15 protein-coding genes are annotated in these 14,372 nt (G+C 64.5%); 3 read left to right on the forward strand and 12 right to left on the reverse strand.

Annotated features, from left to right (window positions below):
* From ybeY to murJ, 11 genes are all read right to left on the reverse strand, one after another.
* A partial coding sequence (gene ybeY, locus BRAS3843_RS12355; protein ID WP_035981555.1) for an rRNA maturation RNase YbeY occupies nucleotides 1–293 on the reverse strand: 293 nt, incomplete at its 3' end.
* Between the two features lie 66 nt (nucleotides 294–359).
* Complete coding sequence (locus BRAS3843_RS12360) at nucleotides 360–1,397, reverse strand: PhoH family protein (protein ID WP_035981556.1); 1,038 nt, start codon at nucleotides 1,395–1,397, stop codon at nucleotides 360–362.
* 4 nt (nucleotides 1,398–1,401) lie between these two features.
* Nucleotides 1,402–2,796 carry a tRNA (N6-isopentenyl adenosine(37)-C2)-methylthiotransferase MiaB gene (miaB, locus tag BRAS3843_RS12365; RefSeq protein WP_008969229.1) on the reverse strand — a complete coding sequence of 465 codons (1,395 nt, stop codon included), beginning with the start codon at nucleotides 2,794–2,796 and terminating at the stop codon, nucleotides 1,402–1,404.
* Nucleotides 2,797–2,856: 60 nt separating this feature from the next.
* Nucleotides 2,857–3,573, reverse strand: coding sequence for an HAD family hydrolase (locus BRAS3843_RS12370; RefSeq protein ID WP_008969230.1), 717 nt, complete (start codon nucleotides 3,571–3,573; stop codon nucleotides 2,857–2,859).
* Between the two features lie 17 nt (nucleotides 3,574–3,590).
* Nucleotides 3,591–4,046 (reverse strand): Fur family transcriptional regulator, encoded by a 456-nt coding sequence (locus BRAS3843_RS12375; RefSeq protein ID WP_008969231.1) that lies wholly within the window; start codon nucleotides 4,044–4,046, stop codon nucleotides 3,591–3,593.
* Nucleotides 4,047–4,251: 205 nt separating this feature from the next.
* Nucleotides 4,252–4,734: a ribosomal protein S18-alanine N-acetyltransferase gene (gene rimI / locus BRAS3843_RS12380; protein ID WP_008969232.1), complete on the reverse strand. Its 483-nt coding sequence runs from the start codon at nucleotides 4,732–4,734 to the stop codon at nucleotides 4,252–4,254.
* A complete protein-coding gene (tsaB, locus tag BRAS3843_RS12385; RefSeq protein WP_008969233.1) occupies nucleotides 4,734–5,432 on the reverse strand; it encodes a tRNA (adenosine(37)-N6)-threonylcarbamoyltransferase complex dimerization subunit type 1 TsaB in 699 nt (232 codons plus the stop codon). Before tsaB ends, rimI begins: the two co-directional genes overlap by 1 nt.
* A gap of 282 nt (nucleotides 5,433–5,714) precedes the next feature.
* Nucleotides 5,715–6,284: a NifU family protein gene (locus BRAS3843_RS12390; protein WP_008969234.1), complete on the reverse strand. Its 570-nt coding sequence runs from the start codon at nucleotides 6,282–6,284 to the stop codon at nucleotides 5,715–5,717.
* 100 nt (nucleotides 6,285–6,384) lie between these two features.
* Entirely contained in the window at nucleotides 6,385–6,879 is a 495-nt protein-coding gene (locus tag BRAS3843_RS12395) for a universal stress protein (protein WP_008969235.1), read from the reverse strand.
* A 96-nt stretch (nucleotides 6,880–6,975) separates the two neighbouring features.
* Nucleotides 6,976–8,028: a tryptophan--tRNA ligase gene (gene trpS, locus BRAS3843_RS12400; RefSeq protein ID WP_008969236.1), complete on the reverse strand. Its 1,053-nt coding sequence runs from the start codon at nucleotides 8,026–8,028 to the stop codon at nucleotides 6,976–6,978.
* Between the two features lie 47 nt (nucleotides 8,029–8,075).
* Nucleotides 8,076–9,632 (reverse strand): murein biosynthesis integral membrane protein MurJ, encoded by a 1,557-nt coding sequence (murJ, locus tag BRAS3843_RS12405; RefSeq protein ID WP_008969237.1) that lies wholly within the window; start codon nucleotides 9,630–9,632, stop codon nucleotides 8,076–8,078.
* 70 nt (nucleotides 9,633–9,702) lie between these two features.
* Between murJ and BRAS3843_RS12410 the strand changes: the two genes are divergently transcribed.
* Nucleotides 9,703–10,704 (forward strand): adenosine kinase, encoded by a 1,002-nt coding sequence (locus BRAS3843_RS12410; RefSeq protein WP_008969238.1) that lies wholly within the window; start codon nucleotides 9,703–9,705, stop codon nucleotides 10,702–10,704.
* 65 nt (nucleotides 10,705–10,769) lie between these two features.
* On the opposite strand, the gene BRAS3843_RS12415 is transcribed toward BRAS3843_RS12410, so the two are convergent.
* A complete protein-coding gene (locus tag BRAS3843_RS12415; RefSeq protein ID WP_008969239.1) occupies nucleotides 10,770–11,963 on the reverse strand; it encodes a serine hydrolase domain-containing protein in 1,194 nt (397 codons plus the stop codon).
* A gap of 346 nt (nucleotides 11,964–12,309) precedes the next feature.
* Here BRAS3843_RS12415 and BRAS3843_RS12420 point away from each other — a divergent pair, with 346 nt between their 5' ends.
* Both BRAS3843_RS12420 and BRAS3843_RS12425 read left to right on the forward strand, forming a co-directional pair.
* Complete coding sequence (locus tag BRAS3843_RS12420; RefSeq protein WP_008969240.1) at nucleotides 12,310–12,630, forward strand: hypothetical protein; 321 nt, start codon at nucleotides 12,310–12,312, stop codon at nucleotides 12,628–12,630.
* A 159-nt stretch (nucleotides 12,631–12,789) separates the two neighbouring features.
* The gene (locus tag BRAS3843_RS12425; RefSeq protein WP_008969241.1) at nucleotides 12,790–14,286 is read left to right on the forward strand and encodes an NAD-dependent succinate-semialdehyde dehydrogenase; all 1,497 of its coding nucleotides are present in this window, start codon (nucleotides 12,790–12,792) and stop codon (nucleotides 14,284–14,286) included.
* Nucleotides 14,287–14,372: the final 86 nt, after the last annotated feature.

Consider the following 14,372-nt stretch of genomic DNA (forward strand, 5'->3'; position numbering starts at 1 on the left):
ATGTCGCCGAGCATAGGCGGTGCATCGTCGTCGCCGCGCGGACCGGTCGGCTGCAGCGCAGGAAATGAGAGCACGTTGGTCGGCTTGTCGATGCCGCGCCAATTGCTGTTGAGGGTGCGGATTCCCGCGTCGTCCGTCAGCATCACCGCGATCTCGGCTTCGCCGATATCGGCATCGACCATTTCGGCCGCGGCCAGGATCGCGCGCTGGATGACGGCTTCGGCGTCCGGCTGGTCCTGCCAGCACTCGGCGGCGACGATGACCTCGGTCGTTGGGAGGCTACTTTGTGGCATCTTGGTTTAAGTCTATGCGAAGCGGGCGCTGATCGATCAGCACGCCCGTCGGCATCCTCTCCCGGGTCAGCGCTCCTTGGCGCCCTCATAGGCGGCGACAATGCGCGCCACCAGCTCGTGGCGAATAACGTCTTCGCCGGTGAATCTCACTTGTGCAATGCCATCGACGCCGTCGAGCAGCCGTGCGGCTTCCGCAAGGCCCGACGTCTGTCCGTTCGGCAGGTCGACCTGCGACGGGTCACCGGTAATGATCATCCGGCTGTTCTCGCCGAGCCGGGTCAGGAACATCTTCATCTGCATGGACGTGGTGTTCTGTGCCTCGTCCAGGATGATGGCGGCGTTGGTCAAGGTGCGTCCGCGCATGAAGGCGAGCGGTGCAATCTCGATCTCGCCGGCCTGCAGCGCGCGCTCGACCACCCGCGCGTCCATCAGGTCGTAGAGCGCGTCATAGATCGGGCGCAGATACGGATCGACCTTCTCGCGCAGATCGCCCGGCAGGAAGCCGAGCCGCTCGCCGGCTTCCACCGCGGGTCGCGACAGGATGATGCGATCGACTTCCTTGCGCTCGAACAGCTGTGCGGCATGGGCGACCGCAAGCCAGGTCTTGCCGGTGCCGGCGGGGCCAACGCCGAACACGAGCTCGTGGCGCTTCAGGGCGCGGATGTAGGAATCCTGCGCGGCGGTGCGCGCGCGCACCGGGCGCTTGCGCAGGTTGATGGTCTCGAAGCCCGACTTTGCGTTCTTGGCGTCGAACTCGAACAGCGAGCCCTGCGCGACCACGGCGCGGATCGCGCCGTCGACATCGCCTTGCGCGAGATCGTGGCCCTTCACCGCCTGGGCATAAAGCGACTCCAGCACGCGCCGCGCCGCGTCGCAGCCGTCGCGCGAGCCACCAATGGTGATGTGGTTGCCGCGGGAATCGACGACGACGCCGAGCCGGCGCTCGATCAGCGCGAGATTCTGGCCGTAGGGGCCGACCAGGGCGGAAGCCGCCCGGTTGTCGTCGAAATCGATGACGACCTGTGCTTCAGGCGGAATGGACATGTTGCGGTCGAACTTGCGGCTTTGAGCGAGCGAAGGCTGTTCCGATGCGCTCTTGGGCAAGAGTTCAGGCTCCGATGGTGATAGGGGATGCCGCAGCCTGCTGCTCGGCTGGGCTTACGAGCTCGCCGAGCAGGCTGTAGCGCTCGAGGCTGTCGATTCTGACGGGGAGCACCTGGCCGATGATGTCGGGTCCAGCCATCACATGGGCGGGCTGCAGATAGGCGGTGCGGCCGACGATCTGTCCGGGATTGCGCGCCACGCGCTCGAACAGCACATCCACGATGGTGCCGATCGAAGCCCTGTTGAAGGCCGATTGCTGGCTGTCGATCAAGGCCTGGAGTCGCTCCAATCGCGCGTCCATCTCGCTTAAAGACACCGTCTCCCGCATCTCCGCCGCGGGCGTGCCCGGTCGCGGCGAATATTTGAACGAATACGCGGCAGCGTAGCCGATTTGTGCGACAAGCGCGAGGGTGGCGCGAAAATCTTCCTCGGTTTCGCCCGGAAAGCCGACGATGAAATCCGATGAAAACGCAATGTCTTGGCGCGCCGCACGGAACCGGTCGATGACTTTGTGATAATCGGCCGCCCGATGTTTGCGGTTCATGGCCGCCAGAATCCGGTCGGAGCCGGATTGCACCGGCAAATGGACGAACGGCATCAGGGCGGACAAGTCGCGATGGGCCGCGATCAGACTGTCGTCGACGTCGTTCGGATGGCTCGTGGAATAGCGGATCCGCGCCAGCCCCGGAATTTCGGCGAGCTGGTACAGCAGCCGTCCTAGCGTCCAGCTGCGCCCATCAGGCCCCTCGCCGTGATAGGCATTCACGTTCTGCCCGATCAGGGTGATCTCGCGCACGCCGTTCGCGGTGAGCTCTTTCACCTCGCCGACGATCCTGGTAACCGGACGCGACATCTCGCTGCCGCGCGTATAGGGCACCACGCAGAAGGTGCAGAACTTGTCACAGCCCTCCTGCACGGTGACGAAGGCCGAGATGCCGCGCGCGCGAATGGCGTCCGGCCTGGGCTTGGCCAGAAAGCCGAACTTGTCCTCGGCGGGAAATTCGGTCTCAACCGCCTGCTCGCCATTCTCTGCACGTTTCAGCAGGTCGGGCAGATGATGATAGCTCTGCGGTCCCACCACGATGTCGACCACCGGCGCACGGGCGATGATCTCCTCGCCTTCGGCCTGGGCCACGCAGCCGGCCACCGCGATGCGCATCGCGCGGCCGCCACGCGCGGGGTCGTCCTTGGCCTGCCGCAGCCGGCCGAGTTCCGAATAGACCTTTTCGGACGCCTTTTCGCGGATATGGCAGGTGTTGAGGATCACGAGATCGGCGTCTTCGACGCTGGCGGTCTCGACAAAACCCTCAGGCCGCAGCGTGTCCACCATGCGCTGGGCATCGTAGACGTTCATCTGGCAGCCATAGGACTTGATATGCAGCTTGCGCGGCGGCGTCATAAATCCCGCTTGGAACCCTGGTTCGCGGTAAAGGCGGCGCCCATCCGACGCCAGTCTCGATCAGGCCTCAGATATAGGCTGATCGGCTGAAAATCCAGCGATTGGGGCCATTTTGGCGCGTACGCGGCCGAGCAAGGTTGGCAATTGGCTCATATCGTCAAAGGTTAAGCTCGCCCCGGCGGCCTGCAAGGTCGCGGCATGGTCGTCCCGGCAATGGCTGCCGCCGCAAAACCCGAGCACCTTCATCCCGGCCGCAACGGCGCCCTTGACGCCCGCCACGCTGTCTTCGACGACAACGCACCGAGCCGGCTCGGCCCGCATCTGTGCCGCCGCGAACAGGAACAGGTCGGGGGCCGGCTTGCCGTTCTCGACCTGGGACGACGAGAAGATGTGCGGCGCAAAGCGCTGATACAGCTTTGTTGCGCCGAGGCTGACGCCCATGCGGCGGTGCGAGCCCGATGAGGCCACACAGACCGGTACATCGATGCCATCGAGCGCCTGGGCAATGCCGTCGATGGCCCGCAGGTCGGCCTCGAAAGCTTCAAACAGCTGATCCTGCAGCAGCACATTGAAATCGTCCGGCAAGCTGCGACCGAGCTCGGCCTCGATTTCCAGCCGCGCCTGCCTGGCCGAGCGGCCGAGAAAGCGATCGAACACCTGGTCGGCGGTGATCGGATAGCCGCATTGGCTGAGCACGTCGGCGTGGGCCTGACAGGAGATCACCTCGCTGTCGACCAGCACGCCGTCGCAATCGAAGATGACGAGATCGATGGACACGAAGGACGAGGGTCGCGTCAGTTGCTGGCTTCCTCATCAAGCGGGACGCAATAGAGCTCGAGCCGGTGGTCCACCAGCTTGTAGCCGAGCTTGCGCGCGATCTCCGCCTGGAGCTTCTCGATCTCCTCGGAGGTGAACTCGATCACCTTGCCGTCGCGCAGATTGATCAGGTGATCGTGGTGGCTGTCGCGCATCTGCTCGTAACGGGCGCGGCCCTCGCGGAAATCATGTCGCTCGATGATCCCAGCATCTTCGAACAGCTTGACGGTGCGATACACCGTGGAGATCGAGATCTTGTCGTCCACCGCCACGCAGCGCCGGTAAAGCTCCTCGACATCGGGGTGGTCGGCCGCTTCCGCCAGTACGCGTGCAATGACACGGCGCTGCTCGGTCATCCGCATGCCGGTTGCGGCGCAGCGCGCCTCGATACCGGAGGACTGCAGCGCGGGCGTGGTGGTTTTCAAGGACGTCATGATCTCTCGCCTCAGGGGTCCGCTTGGTGCCAAGCCAGTGAAGCGGATTTGACGTTCACCTCCTGGCTGCCAGGAATCGGACATGCGAACGTCAATCCAGAGCTTTACTAGCACTTATGTTTTTGGCTGGTGTTCCTTCGGCACTCGCATTCGCAAACGTTGCTCCCAAGGGGTGCGAATGTGAGCGCCGGAACACCGGCTCATACTACGACAAGTCCCTGCGCATCAGAAGCGCATTCAGCTGTTCCCCGCCGGGTTGCAGATAATAGCGTTCGCGCCGCCCGACGGTCGCAAATCCGGCCCTTTCGTAGAGACGACGTGCTGGCCGGTTGTTCTCCTCGACTTCGAGGAACACCGTCCGCACGCCGCGGCCCGCCAAATGGCCCAGATGCGTCAAAAGCAGATCACGGGAAAATCCGCGGCCGCGATGATTTGGGTCAAGTGCGACCGATAAAATCTCAGCCTCGTCGGCGCCGATGCGCGAGACGATGAGGCCGACGGTACGGCGTCCCAGCCGCAGGCGGTGCACCAGCGTGTTGCGCTCCGCCAGCATCGCCTCGAACTCGCCTTCGCCCCAGCCGCGGTGGAATGATGCCGCATGGATCTGCGCGAGCCGCGTGGCATCGCGCTGCGAGGCAGCCTCGATCGCCGGCTTGCCGCCGCCGAACCACCGCGAAAGCCACGTCATCACGAAGCGGCCGTCTGTGCGGCCGCTTGCAGCATGTCCGCGGGGAGCTTGACGTCCGGAGCTCGCAGATAGAACGGCCGCGCCGGCGCTCGCTCGGGATCGGCCGCAGCTCCCAGCCAGGCGACCCAGGCAATGTCCGGAGCGGCTTGCATATCCACGCTGGCGGGGGCTTCGGCATCAGCAGGCCAGCGCGCGGCGAGGAGGCCGGCAGCATTGCCGACCAGATGCACCGCGCCAAGATGTGCGGCTGCAAGCGCGTCCTCGATCGGGGCTACTTGCGGTGCGACGAGCTCGCCGCCGCCGCCGCCCACGACCTGGAAATAGACCTGGTCATGGCGCGCATCGATCGCGGAGATCACAGGATGCGGGCTATCTTCGCTGACGATGGGGGCCGCGTAGGCCGACAATGTGGTGACGCCGACGACCGGCTTGTGGGCGGCCAGCGCAATCCCGCGTGCGGCCGACAAGCCGACCCGCAGTCCGGTGAAGCTGCCCGGACCGGTCGTGACTGCGATGCGATCGAGGGCGACAAACGACACACCCGATTGCCGCACGACGCGCGCGATCATCGGCATCAAAGCCTCCGCATGGCCGCGTTTCATCGGCTGAGATTCGTGCGCGCGCATCTCGCCCACGTCAGTGTCCAGCACTGCTGCAGCACAATGATCCAGCGCGGTATCGATGGCGAGAATCAACATCGTGTCGGTTTCGCGTATCGCGCCCGAGCCGTGCAGGGCTCTAACGGTAATAAAGTAAAGCTTGGCATTGGCGTCCAATAGAACGCGCGCAATATCGCACCTCGGTGTCTCCGAGGGAAGTCTAAATCGTTGAAAATACGGGGGATTAGGCAGGAATATTCGGGCGCCTGGGTGCTCGCGGGCGCTTGGTTGGCGAGCCAATAGCGAATGACGAGTAGCGAACAGGTCCAAGCAATCTGGCCGATCGCTACTCCCTATTCGCCTATTCGCCGTTCGCGTCTCTCACATCGGGCGGACTTCGACCACTTCGGGCACGAAATGCCGCAGCAGGTTCTGGATACCGTGCTGCAAGGTGGCGGTCGATGACGGGCAGCCCGAGCAGGCGCCCTTCATATTGAGATAGACAATGCCGTCCTTGAACCCGCGGAAGGTGATGTCGCCGCCGTCGTTGGCGACAGCGGGGCGCACGCGCGTCTCGATCAGGTCCTTGATGATGTCGACCGTCTCGGCATCGGCTTCGTTGTAGAACTCGTCCTCTTCGTCGGCGAGGTCATCGCTTGCCGCGCTGCCATCGGCAAGCAGCGGCGCGCCCGACATGTAGTGCTCCATGATGGCGCCGAGGATCGCGGGCTTCAGATGCTGCCAATCGCCGCCGTCCTTGGTCACCGTGATGAAGTCGGAACCATAGAACACGCCGGTGATACCTTCGATCTCGAACAGGCGCCCGGCAAGCGGCGAGCGGGCCGCGGCTTCGCGGCTGTTGAATTCCATCGTACCGGTCTGGAGCACGATGCGCCCCGGGATGAACTTCAAGGTGGCGGGATTGGGAGTGGCTTCGGTCTGAATGAACATGATTTTCTCCGGCAGCGCCGGTTCAAGGCCGGCGTGTGGGCGTCGTTGTAACAGATGGCGTGCGCCGATGCACGGTCAAGCCGCGGGGGCGCCATTGCGGCTATGCCAGCGCGTCAATATCGGCATCCTTGAGGTCGCCGGGCACGATCAGCACCGGTATCGGGAACGTCCCCGCGATATCCGTGACGTGCGTGATCAAGGGACCGGGCCCCTCCGCCCCCGAATTGGCGGCCAACATCAGAAGCGCGATATCGGCATCGGCCTCGATGGTGGCCAGGATCTGGTCGGTGGCGTCACCTTCGCGAACGACCCGTTCCGGCGCGGTCACGCCGATGCTACCTGCCAGCGCCGCGCCGCGATCCAATGCGGCATTGGCCTCTTCATGGGCCTCCGCGCGCATCAGGTCGGCGACCCCCAGCCATTGCTGGTTCTGGCTCTCGATTTCGATGATGCGCAGCATGACGATGCCGCCGCTGTTGCGGATCGCCCAGCGGCTCGCATAGCGCACCGCGCGATCCCATTCGGCGCTGTCATCGACGACGACCAGGCATTTCGGTGCGTGCCCGGTCTGATAGCTTTGCCGCTGCTGGGCCATGGAGGTTCCGCTTGCGCAGGCCAAACCAAGTCATGCTGCCACAACCGGCGTCATTTTGGGAGGCCCAGTCGTTCACCCCTGCGCGGCCGCGCGCCTTCAGCGCTTGTGGATGAAGCCGACGATGTCCCGGGTCATCGCCATCGTCTCAGCGGCAATCGCGGTCGCGCGCTCGGCGCCGTCGATCAGAACCGAATCGACATAGCCCGGATCCGCCGTGAGCCGCTTCATATCAGCCGCGATCGGCGCGAGCTTGGCAACGCAGAGCTCCACCAGCGCGTTCTTGAAGCTGGAGAACTGGCCGCCGCCGAACTCACGCAACACCTCCGCCTTGCTGCGGTTCGAGAGCGCTGCGTAGATGCCGACCAGATTGTCGGCCTCGGGCCGCGCCTCCAGGCCCTTCTCCTCGGTCGGCAACGGCTCCGGATCGGTCTTCGCCTTGCGGATCTTCTGCGCGATCATATCGGCATCATCCGTCAGGTTGATGCGTGAATAGTCCGAGGCGTCCGACTTCGACATCTTCTTGGTGCCGTCGCGCAGCGACATCACCCGCGTCGCCGGTCCCGTGATGAACGGCTCCGGCTGCGGAAAGAACAAGCCGTCGCCAAAACCGTTGCTGCGAATGGAGTCGCCGAAGTCGTTGTTGAACTTCTGTGCGATGTCGCGCGCAAGCTCCAGATGCTGCTTCTGGTCCTCACCGACCGGCACGTGGGTGGCGCGATAGAGCAGGATGTCGGCCGCCATCAGCACCGGATAATCGTAGAGGCCGACTGACGCGTTCTCGCGATCCTTGCCGGCCTTCTCCTTGAACTGGGTCATCCGGTTCAGCCAGCCGATGCGCGCGACACAGTTGAAGATCCAGGCGAGCTCGGCATGGCCGGAGACCTGGCTCTGGTTGAAGACGATATGCTTCTTGGGATCGATGCCGGCGGCGATGAAGGCTGCGGTGACCTCGCGGGTCGCGCGCGGCAATCCCGTCGGGCCGCCCCACACATCGGTCGGCATCGTGATGGCGTGCATGTCGACCACGCAATAGATGCAGTTGTGGGTCTCCTGCATCTTCACGAAGTTGACGATGGCGCCGAGATAATTGCCGAGATGCAGATTGCCGGTCGGCTGGACGCCCGAAAAAACCCGTTCCACGAAGGCCATGGTCGATATTCCCTGCAGAATTTGCTGCGTCGTTTGGCACGAGCGCCCTAAAGGTGCAAGTCGCGGCGCGGCTTTTGTCGAATCGCCTGCAGAGTTTCGCGCCAGCCGATGACGCCCAGCGCGACGAGGACCAGGCCGTAGATGGCGATGCAGCCCGCGATCAGCGCGGTCACGAGAGCGGCCTGGGCGAGGGCGTGCCGCGGGGTGTCCGTGATCATGAGCGTGGTCGCGAGCCAAAGCATCGCGCCCATGATCGCGGCGGCGAGCACGATGCGCGGCAGCCGGCGCCGTGAGGCGGGCTCGATCGCAAAGCCGAAGCTTGTGATACCGCGCCGGATCAGGACCAGCGTGTTGGCCCAGGCGCCGAGTGCAAGGCCTGCCGCGATCCCTGCTGCGCCCAGCACCTGTCCGAACAGGAAAGCGAGGGCGATCGCGACGCCGGAACCGATCAAGGTGGCGCGAAGCGGCGTCTGGGTGTCGTGGCGTGCAAAAAAAGCCGGCGAGAGCGCTTTCGCCAGCACCTGCGCCGGCAGCGCTGCCGCAAGCCACATCAGGATGCGCGCGGTGGCCGCGCCGTCCTCGCGGGTGAAGGCGCCGTGCTCGAACAACAGCCGCACGATCGGCTCGCTGAGCAGCATCAGGCCGAGCGTTGCCGGCAGCGTCAGTCCGACCGCGAGCTCCAGGCCGCGCGATTGCGCCTGCGCCAGCGTTGTCCTGTCTTCCGCATGGAAGGCGCGCGTCAGTTCAGGCACCAGCACAGTGCCCATCGCGACGCCGACGATGCCGAGCGGCAGCTCGATCAGACGATTGGCGTAGTAGAGCCAGGACACGGCCGAGGGCTGTGCCGAGGCGATGATTGCGCCTGCGACGGCGAGCAATTGTGGCGATGCGCTTGCGATCATGCCGGGCAGCGCCTTGCCGACAAAGGCGCGGAACTCGGGATCGAGCGAGACGCGCAACGGCGTCGCGACGTCGCGGTCCCGGCGCAGCACGAGGATGAGGAGTTGCAGCAGTCCTGCAAGTCCGATGGTCGCCGCCAGGATCGACGCCGCAAAGGCTGCATCGCCTTGCATGATGAGGAACGCGATCGTCACGCCGATCAGCGTGGCGTTGAACAGCAGCGGCGCGAAAGCGGCGAGCGCAAAACGACGCTGCGCACTCGCCAGCGCAAGCAGCACCGTCGATGGCCCGGCAAAGGCGAGGTAGGGCAGCATCAGCCTGGCGTCATCGACCGCGAGGCTCAACGTCTGCTGCCCGGCGAAGCCTGGCGTGAGCACGGTCATGACGATTGGCATCAGAAGTGCCAGCAGCATTGTGGCGGCGATGAGGCCGGCGCTGAAGGTGCCGAGCACGCGACCGGCGAAGGCAGCCGCAGCAGCGGCGCCCTTGTCCTGACGCAGCCGCAGCCAGGCCGGTACCAGCGCTGCGTTCAGTGCTCCTTCCGTGAGCAGCCTGCGGATGACGTTGACGAGCTGGAACGCCGCGAGAAAGGCATCGGCGATCGCTCCCGTGCCAAGCAGCGCCGCTATCAGCGCGTCCCTGACGAAGCCGAGCAGCCGCGAGGCCAGTGTCCCCGACACCACAGTGAGAAAAGACCGGATCATCGGGCTTCTATAGCAGCGCGGCTTGTGATAGGCCCCAGCCTTTCGCAACCGCCGTAGACGGGGCCGGTGGATGACTGACGCAAAATACGACGTTCTGGCGATCGGCAACGCCATTTTCGACGTGCTGGTGCAGACCGACGAAGGCTTCCTCGCCAAGCACGCCATGGCGAAGGGTAGCATGGCGCTGATCGACGAGGCCCGCGCGGCGGCGATCTATCGCGACATGGGCCCGGCGACCGAGATGTCCGGCGGGTCGGCCGCCAACACCATTGTAGGCCTGGCGAGCTTCGGCGCGCGCACCGCCTATATCGGCAAGGTCAAGGACGACCAGATCGGGCGGATGTATGCCCATGACATCCGGGCCGCCGGCGTGGCCTTCGACACCCTGCCAGCTATCGATGGTCCGGCCACCGGCTGCTCCTACATCCTGGTGACGCCGGATGGCGAGCGCACCATGAATACTTACCTCGGCGCTGCGCAGAAGCTGACGCCCGATGATATCGATGCCGGCCAGATCGCGGCCGCGCGCATCACTTATCTCGAAGGCTATCTGTGGGATCCGAAGGACGCCAAGGATGCCTTCGTGAAGGCCGCCACCATCGCGCATGATGCGGGACGCGAGGTCGCGCTGACCTTGTCGGATGCGTTCTGCGTCGACCGCTATCGCGACGAGTTTCTGGAGCTGATGCGCGGCGGCACTGTTGACTTGGTTTTTGCCAACGAGGCGGAGCTGCATTCGCTGTATCAGACCTCGGATTTCGACGGCGCGCTGAAGCAGCTGCGCGAGGATGCCACGCTCGGCATCGTCACCCGCAGCGAGAAGGGCTGCGTCGTCGTCTCCAATGACGGTGTGATTTCGGTGCCGGCCTTTCCGATCGACACTCTGATCGACACCACAGGCGCCGGCGATCTGTTCGCGGCCGGCTTCCTGTTCGGCTTGGTGCGGAAGGCGGGCTATGAGAAGGCCGGCCGGCTCGGCGGGCTCGCAGCCGCCGAGGTGATCCAGCACATCGGTGCACGGCCGCAGGTGTCGCTGAAGCAGCTCGCCGAGCAGAACGGCCTCCCGGCTTAGCTTAGAATAACTCTAATCCCTGACTTTCGTCATGACCGGGAGCCCGGCCATGACGGTGTCCAAAGTTACGCTGCCTTCTGGCCGCCGGCGGCATCGAGCCCGGCATAGATGCCGCGCTCGAAGCCGGCAAAGGCTTCGAGGCACTGCCGGTCCGCAAACGGCAGCACCTGCATCAGGATCACGCCGGCGACGTCGCGCGTCGGATCGATCCAGTAGTAGGTGTTGGCGAGACCCGCCCAGGCGAGGCTGCCGGCGCTGCGGCCTTCCGGCGTACGCGCCGTGTTGATCATGAAGCTGAGGCCCCATTTCTTGACGATGTCGGGATAGAGATCGACATCATTGGTCACGCCTGGCACGGCCGCAGTCATCTTCGTCATTTCAAGTTCGCCGATGTGGTTTTCGCACATCGCGCCGACGGTCTCGGGCTTGAGCACCTGATTGCCGTTGCCGCGACCCTTGTTGAGGATCATCTGCGTGAACTTGATGTAGTCGCCGGCAGTGCCATAGAGCCCGCCTCCGCCCATGTGGAATTCCGGCTCCTGCTCCATCTCGAACGGGATTGGTGCGAGTGCTCCATCCGGCCCGCGCGCATGCATGCCGACCAGCCGCTCCCGCTGCGATGCGCCGAGTTTGAATCCGGTGTCGCTCATGCCGAGTGGTGCGAACAGGTTCTTATGCAGATATCTGTCGAGCTTCTGGCCGCTCTTTGCCTCGACGGCCTTGCCGACGAAATCGATATTGCTCCCGTATTCCCAGCGCGTGCCAGGGTCGGACGCCAGCGGCGTCTTCAGCGCATCGTTCTTGCAGGTGATGATCCCCGGGAGACCGGTCTTTTCCAGGTAGGTGACCATGTCGCCGTTCCACATGTCGTAGCAGAAGCCGGCGGTGTGGGTCATGAGCTGGCGGAGCGTGATCTCTGTCTTCGCTGGCCGCAGCATCGGCTCGCCATTGGCATTGAAACCTTCCAGCACCTGGGGCGCGGCAAGGTCGGGCAGCAGCCGGCCGATCGGCGCGTCCAATGACAGCCGCTCCTGTTCGACCAGCTGCATCGCGCCGGCACAGGTGATGGCCTTGGTCATCGAGGCGATCCAGAACACGCTGTCCGTGGTCATCGGATCCGCCTTGGCCAGGTCGCGCTTGCCGAACGCGCCCTGGTAGATCACCTCGCTCCCGCTGGCCGCCACCGCGACCACGCCGGGAATTGCGCTCGTATCGGTCTTCTGCCGCAACAGCCGATCGATCTCCGCCTGACCCTGCATGATTATCCTCCCGTTGTTTGTCTCAGCGGAAGGATTGTGATCTGGCCTGCCGAGGGCAGCAAGAACTCCAGGGCCGGCGACTGGTCGCGATGTCGTGATGTGCGGCCGCAAAAAGGCTGGCGGGGGACAACGCGGGCTCGGTCTTAGAAATCTCGGAGAATCATGGTTTATCCTCACCTTGATCTCAGGGTGCGCGCGGATGGCTCGAGCACCCGCATGGGCGCTATGCTCGCCTGCGGCTCTTGGGATTTTGCAGTTTGAAACTATTTCTGCGTCAAGGCGTTCAGCAGGCCGGCGTCCGGCCGCAGCAAAGATTTCGGCGGCATCACGGCCGCGAGGGGGCGATATGATCTCTACCTGGAGCGAGTGGAAGCGGTATCCGAGACCGGGCCGCGGCGACAATATCGAGGCGCCGATCACGCCCGGGATCTACGAAGTGCGGGTGGCCGCCACCGGTGCGCTCTATTCGTTCGGCGCGGTCGACAATGTCGCGCAAGCCCTGGCGCTGCTGCCGGTCGGCCAGAAGTCCTGGTTCGGGCGCCGCGACCCGGCGACGCTGCCTGATCTCGAATATCGCACCTGTGCGACCTCGACCAAGGCCGACGCCAAGGCTGCGGCGGAGCGGATGATCGGACGGCGCGAAACCTATCTGAGCGGAGCGGCCTGAGCCGGCAACCTGAACTTCTTGTATCGGCGATCGAGACTTAACCGACCCCGGACTCTGTCCTTTCGTGGTGGGCTGGGGAGGTCTGCGCGTTTGCGCGGTGTATGACGACCTCACCGGCATATATAGTGGGCGGAACCTGCACCATGCGAGGAGACGTCCATGACCCCGACCGCCGCCGCACGCGCATCTCAGTCCTCCCAGCAGAGTTTGCGAGACCGCCTGAAGGATCCCTCGCTGCTGCGCGAGCAGTGCTATATCGATGGCGCCTGGGTCGGCACGCCGGTGTTCGCGGTCAACAATCCCGCGACCGGCGCCGAGCTGGCGAAGGTCGCGCAGCTCGGGCCTGAGGATGCGACGAAAGCGGTCGAAGCGGCCAACCGCGCCTTTCCTGCCTGGGCCAAGCTCACCGCGAAGCAGCGCTCCAACATCTTGCGCAAATGGTTCGAGCTGATCACAGCCAACCGCGAGGATCTGGCGCTGATCCTCACCTCCGAGCAGGGCAAGCCGCTGGCGGAAGCGCTTGGTGAAGTCGATATCGGCGCGGCCTATATCGAATTCTTCGCCGAGGAGGCGCGGCGGGTCTATGGCGAGACCATTCCGACGCAGAAGCCTGATGCCCGGCTGCTCGCGATCAAGCAGCCGATCGGTGTCTGCGGCGCCATCACGCCATGGAATTTCCCGAACTCGATGATCACGCGCAAGGTATCGCCGGCGCTGGCCGCCGGCTGCACCGTCGTGCTGAAGCCGGCCAACGAGACCCCGCTCAGCGCGCTGGCATTGGCCGCCTTGGCCGAGAAGGCTGGCGTGCCGAAAGGCGTGTTCAACATCATCACCGGCGACGCGCCGCCGATCGGCAAGGTCTTGTGCGAGCATCCGGCGGTGCGCTTTGTCGGCTTCACCGGCTCGACCGAGGTCGGCAAGATCCTTTACCGGCAGTCTGCAGGCACGGTGAAGAAGCTCGGCCTCGAGCTCGGCGGCAACGCGCCCTTCATCGTGTTCGATGACGCCGATGTCGATGCCGCGGTCGAAGGCGCGATCGTCTCGAAATACCGCAACATGGGCCAGACCTGCGTCTGCGCCAACCGCCTCTATGCTCAGGACAAGATCTACGACGCCTTCGTCGAGAAGCTCGCGGCCAAGGTGGCGGCGATGAAGATCGGCGACGGCACCGAGCCCGGCGTGGTGCAGGGACCGCTGATCAATGCCGAAGCGGTGGAGAAGGTCGAGCGTCATATTGCCGATGCGGTGAAGGGCGGCGCCAAGGTCGTCACCGGCGGCAAGCGCTCTTCGCTCGGGCGCACCTTCTTCGAGCCCACCGTGCTGTCGAACGTGAAGGCCGACGCGCTGGTCGCGCACGAGGAGACCTTCGGTCCGCTGGCGCCGGTGATCCGATTCAAGGACGAGGCCGACGTGATCGCGATGTGCAATGCCTCGCCGTTCGGTCTCGCCTCCTACTTCTATGCGCGCGATCTCGGCCGGGTCTGGCGCGTCGCTGAAGCGCTGGAGTCCGGCATGGTCGGCGTCAACACCGGCCTGATCACCACCGAAGTCGCGCCGTTCGGCGGCGTCAAGGAAAGCGGCCTCGGCCGTGAGGGCTCACATCACGGCATCGAGGAATATCTCGAGATCAAATATGTGATGATGGCAGGGGTTTGAGGGCGATAGCGCCGTCTATGGCCGCTCCCACGAGAGCGCGGCTGATGAGCTAATGGGTCTCGTGTCATTTCTCGGCTTGACGGCCT

This window comes from Bradyrhizobium sp. STM 3843 (assembly GCF_000239815.1).
Taxonomy (GTDB): domain Bacteria; phylum Pseudomonadota; class Alphaproteobacteria; order Rhizobiales; family Xanthobacteraceae; genus Bradyrhizobium.

Coding starts and splice junctions, on each gene's coding strand:
- BRAS3843_RS12410 (WP_008969238.1), top strand. CDS start 9,703: ATGACTGACGCAAAATACGACGTTCTGGCGATCGGCAACGCCATTTTC.
- BRAS3843_RS12395 (WP_008969235.1), bottom strand. CDS start 6,879: ATGGCCCAGCAGCGGCAAAGCTATCAGACCGGGCACGCACCGAAATGC.
- rimI (WP_008969232.1), bottom strand. CDS start 4,734: ATGACGTGGCTTTCGCGGTGGTTCGGCGGCGGCAAGCCGGCGATCGAG.
- BRAS3843_RS12415 (WP_008969239.1), bottom strand. CDS start 11,963: ATGCAGGGTCAGGCGGAGATCGATCGGCTGTTGCGGCAGAAGACCGAT.
- BRAS3843_RS12390 (WP_008969234.1), bottom strand. CDS start 6,284: ATGTTCATTCAGACCGAAGCCACTCCCAATCCCGCCACCTTGAAGTTC.
- trpS (WP_008969236.1), bottom strand. CDS start 8,028: ATGGCCTTCGTGGAACGGGTTTTTTCGGGCGTCCAGCCGACCGGCAAT.
- murJ (WP_008969237.1), bottom strand. CDS start 9,632: ATGATCCGGTCTTTTCTCACTGTGGTGTCGGGGACACTGGCCTCGCGG.
- miaB (WP_008969229.1), bottom strand. CDS start 2,796: ATGACGCCGCCGCGCAAGCTGCATATCAAGTCCTATGGCTGCCAGATG.
- BRAS3843_RS12425 (WP_008969241.1), top strand. CDS start 12,790: ATGACCCCGACCGCCGCCGCACGCGCATCTCAGTCCTCCCAGCAGAGT.
- BRAS3843_RS12420 (WP_008969240.1), top strand. CDS start 12,310: ATGATCTCTACCTGGAGCGAGTGGAAGCGGTATCCGAGACCGGGCCGC.
- tsaB (WP_008969233.1), bottom strand. CDS start 5,432: ATGTTGATTCTCGCCATCGATACCGCGCTGGATCATTGTGCTGCAGCA.
- BRAS3843_RS12375 (WP_008969231.1), bottom strand. CDS start 4,046: ATGACGTCCTTGAAAACCACCACGCCCGCGCTGCAGTCCTCCGGTATC.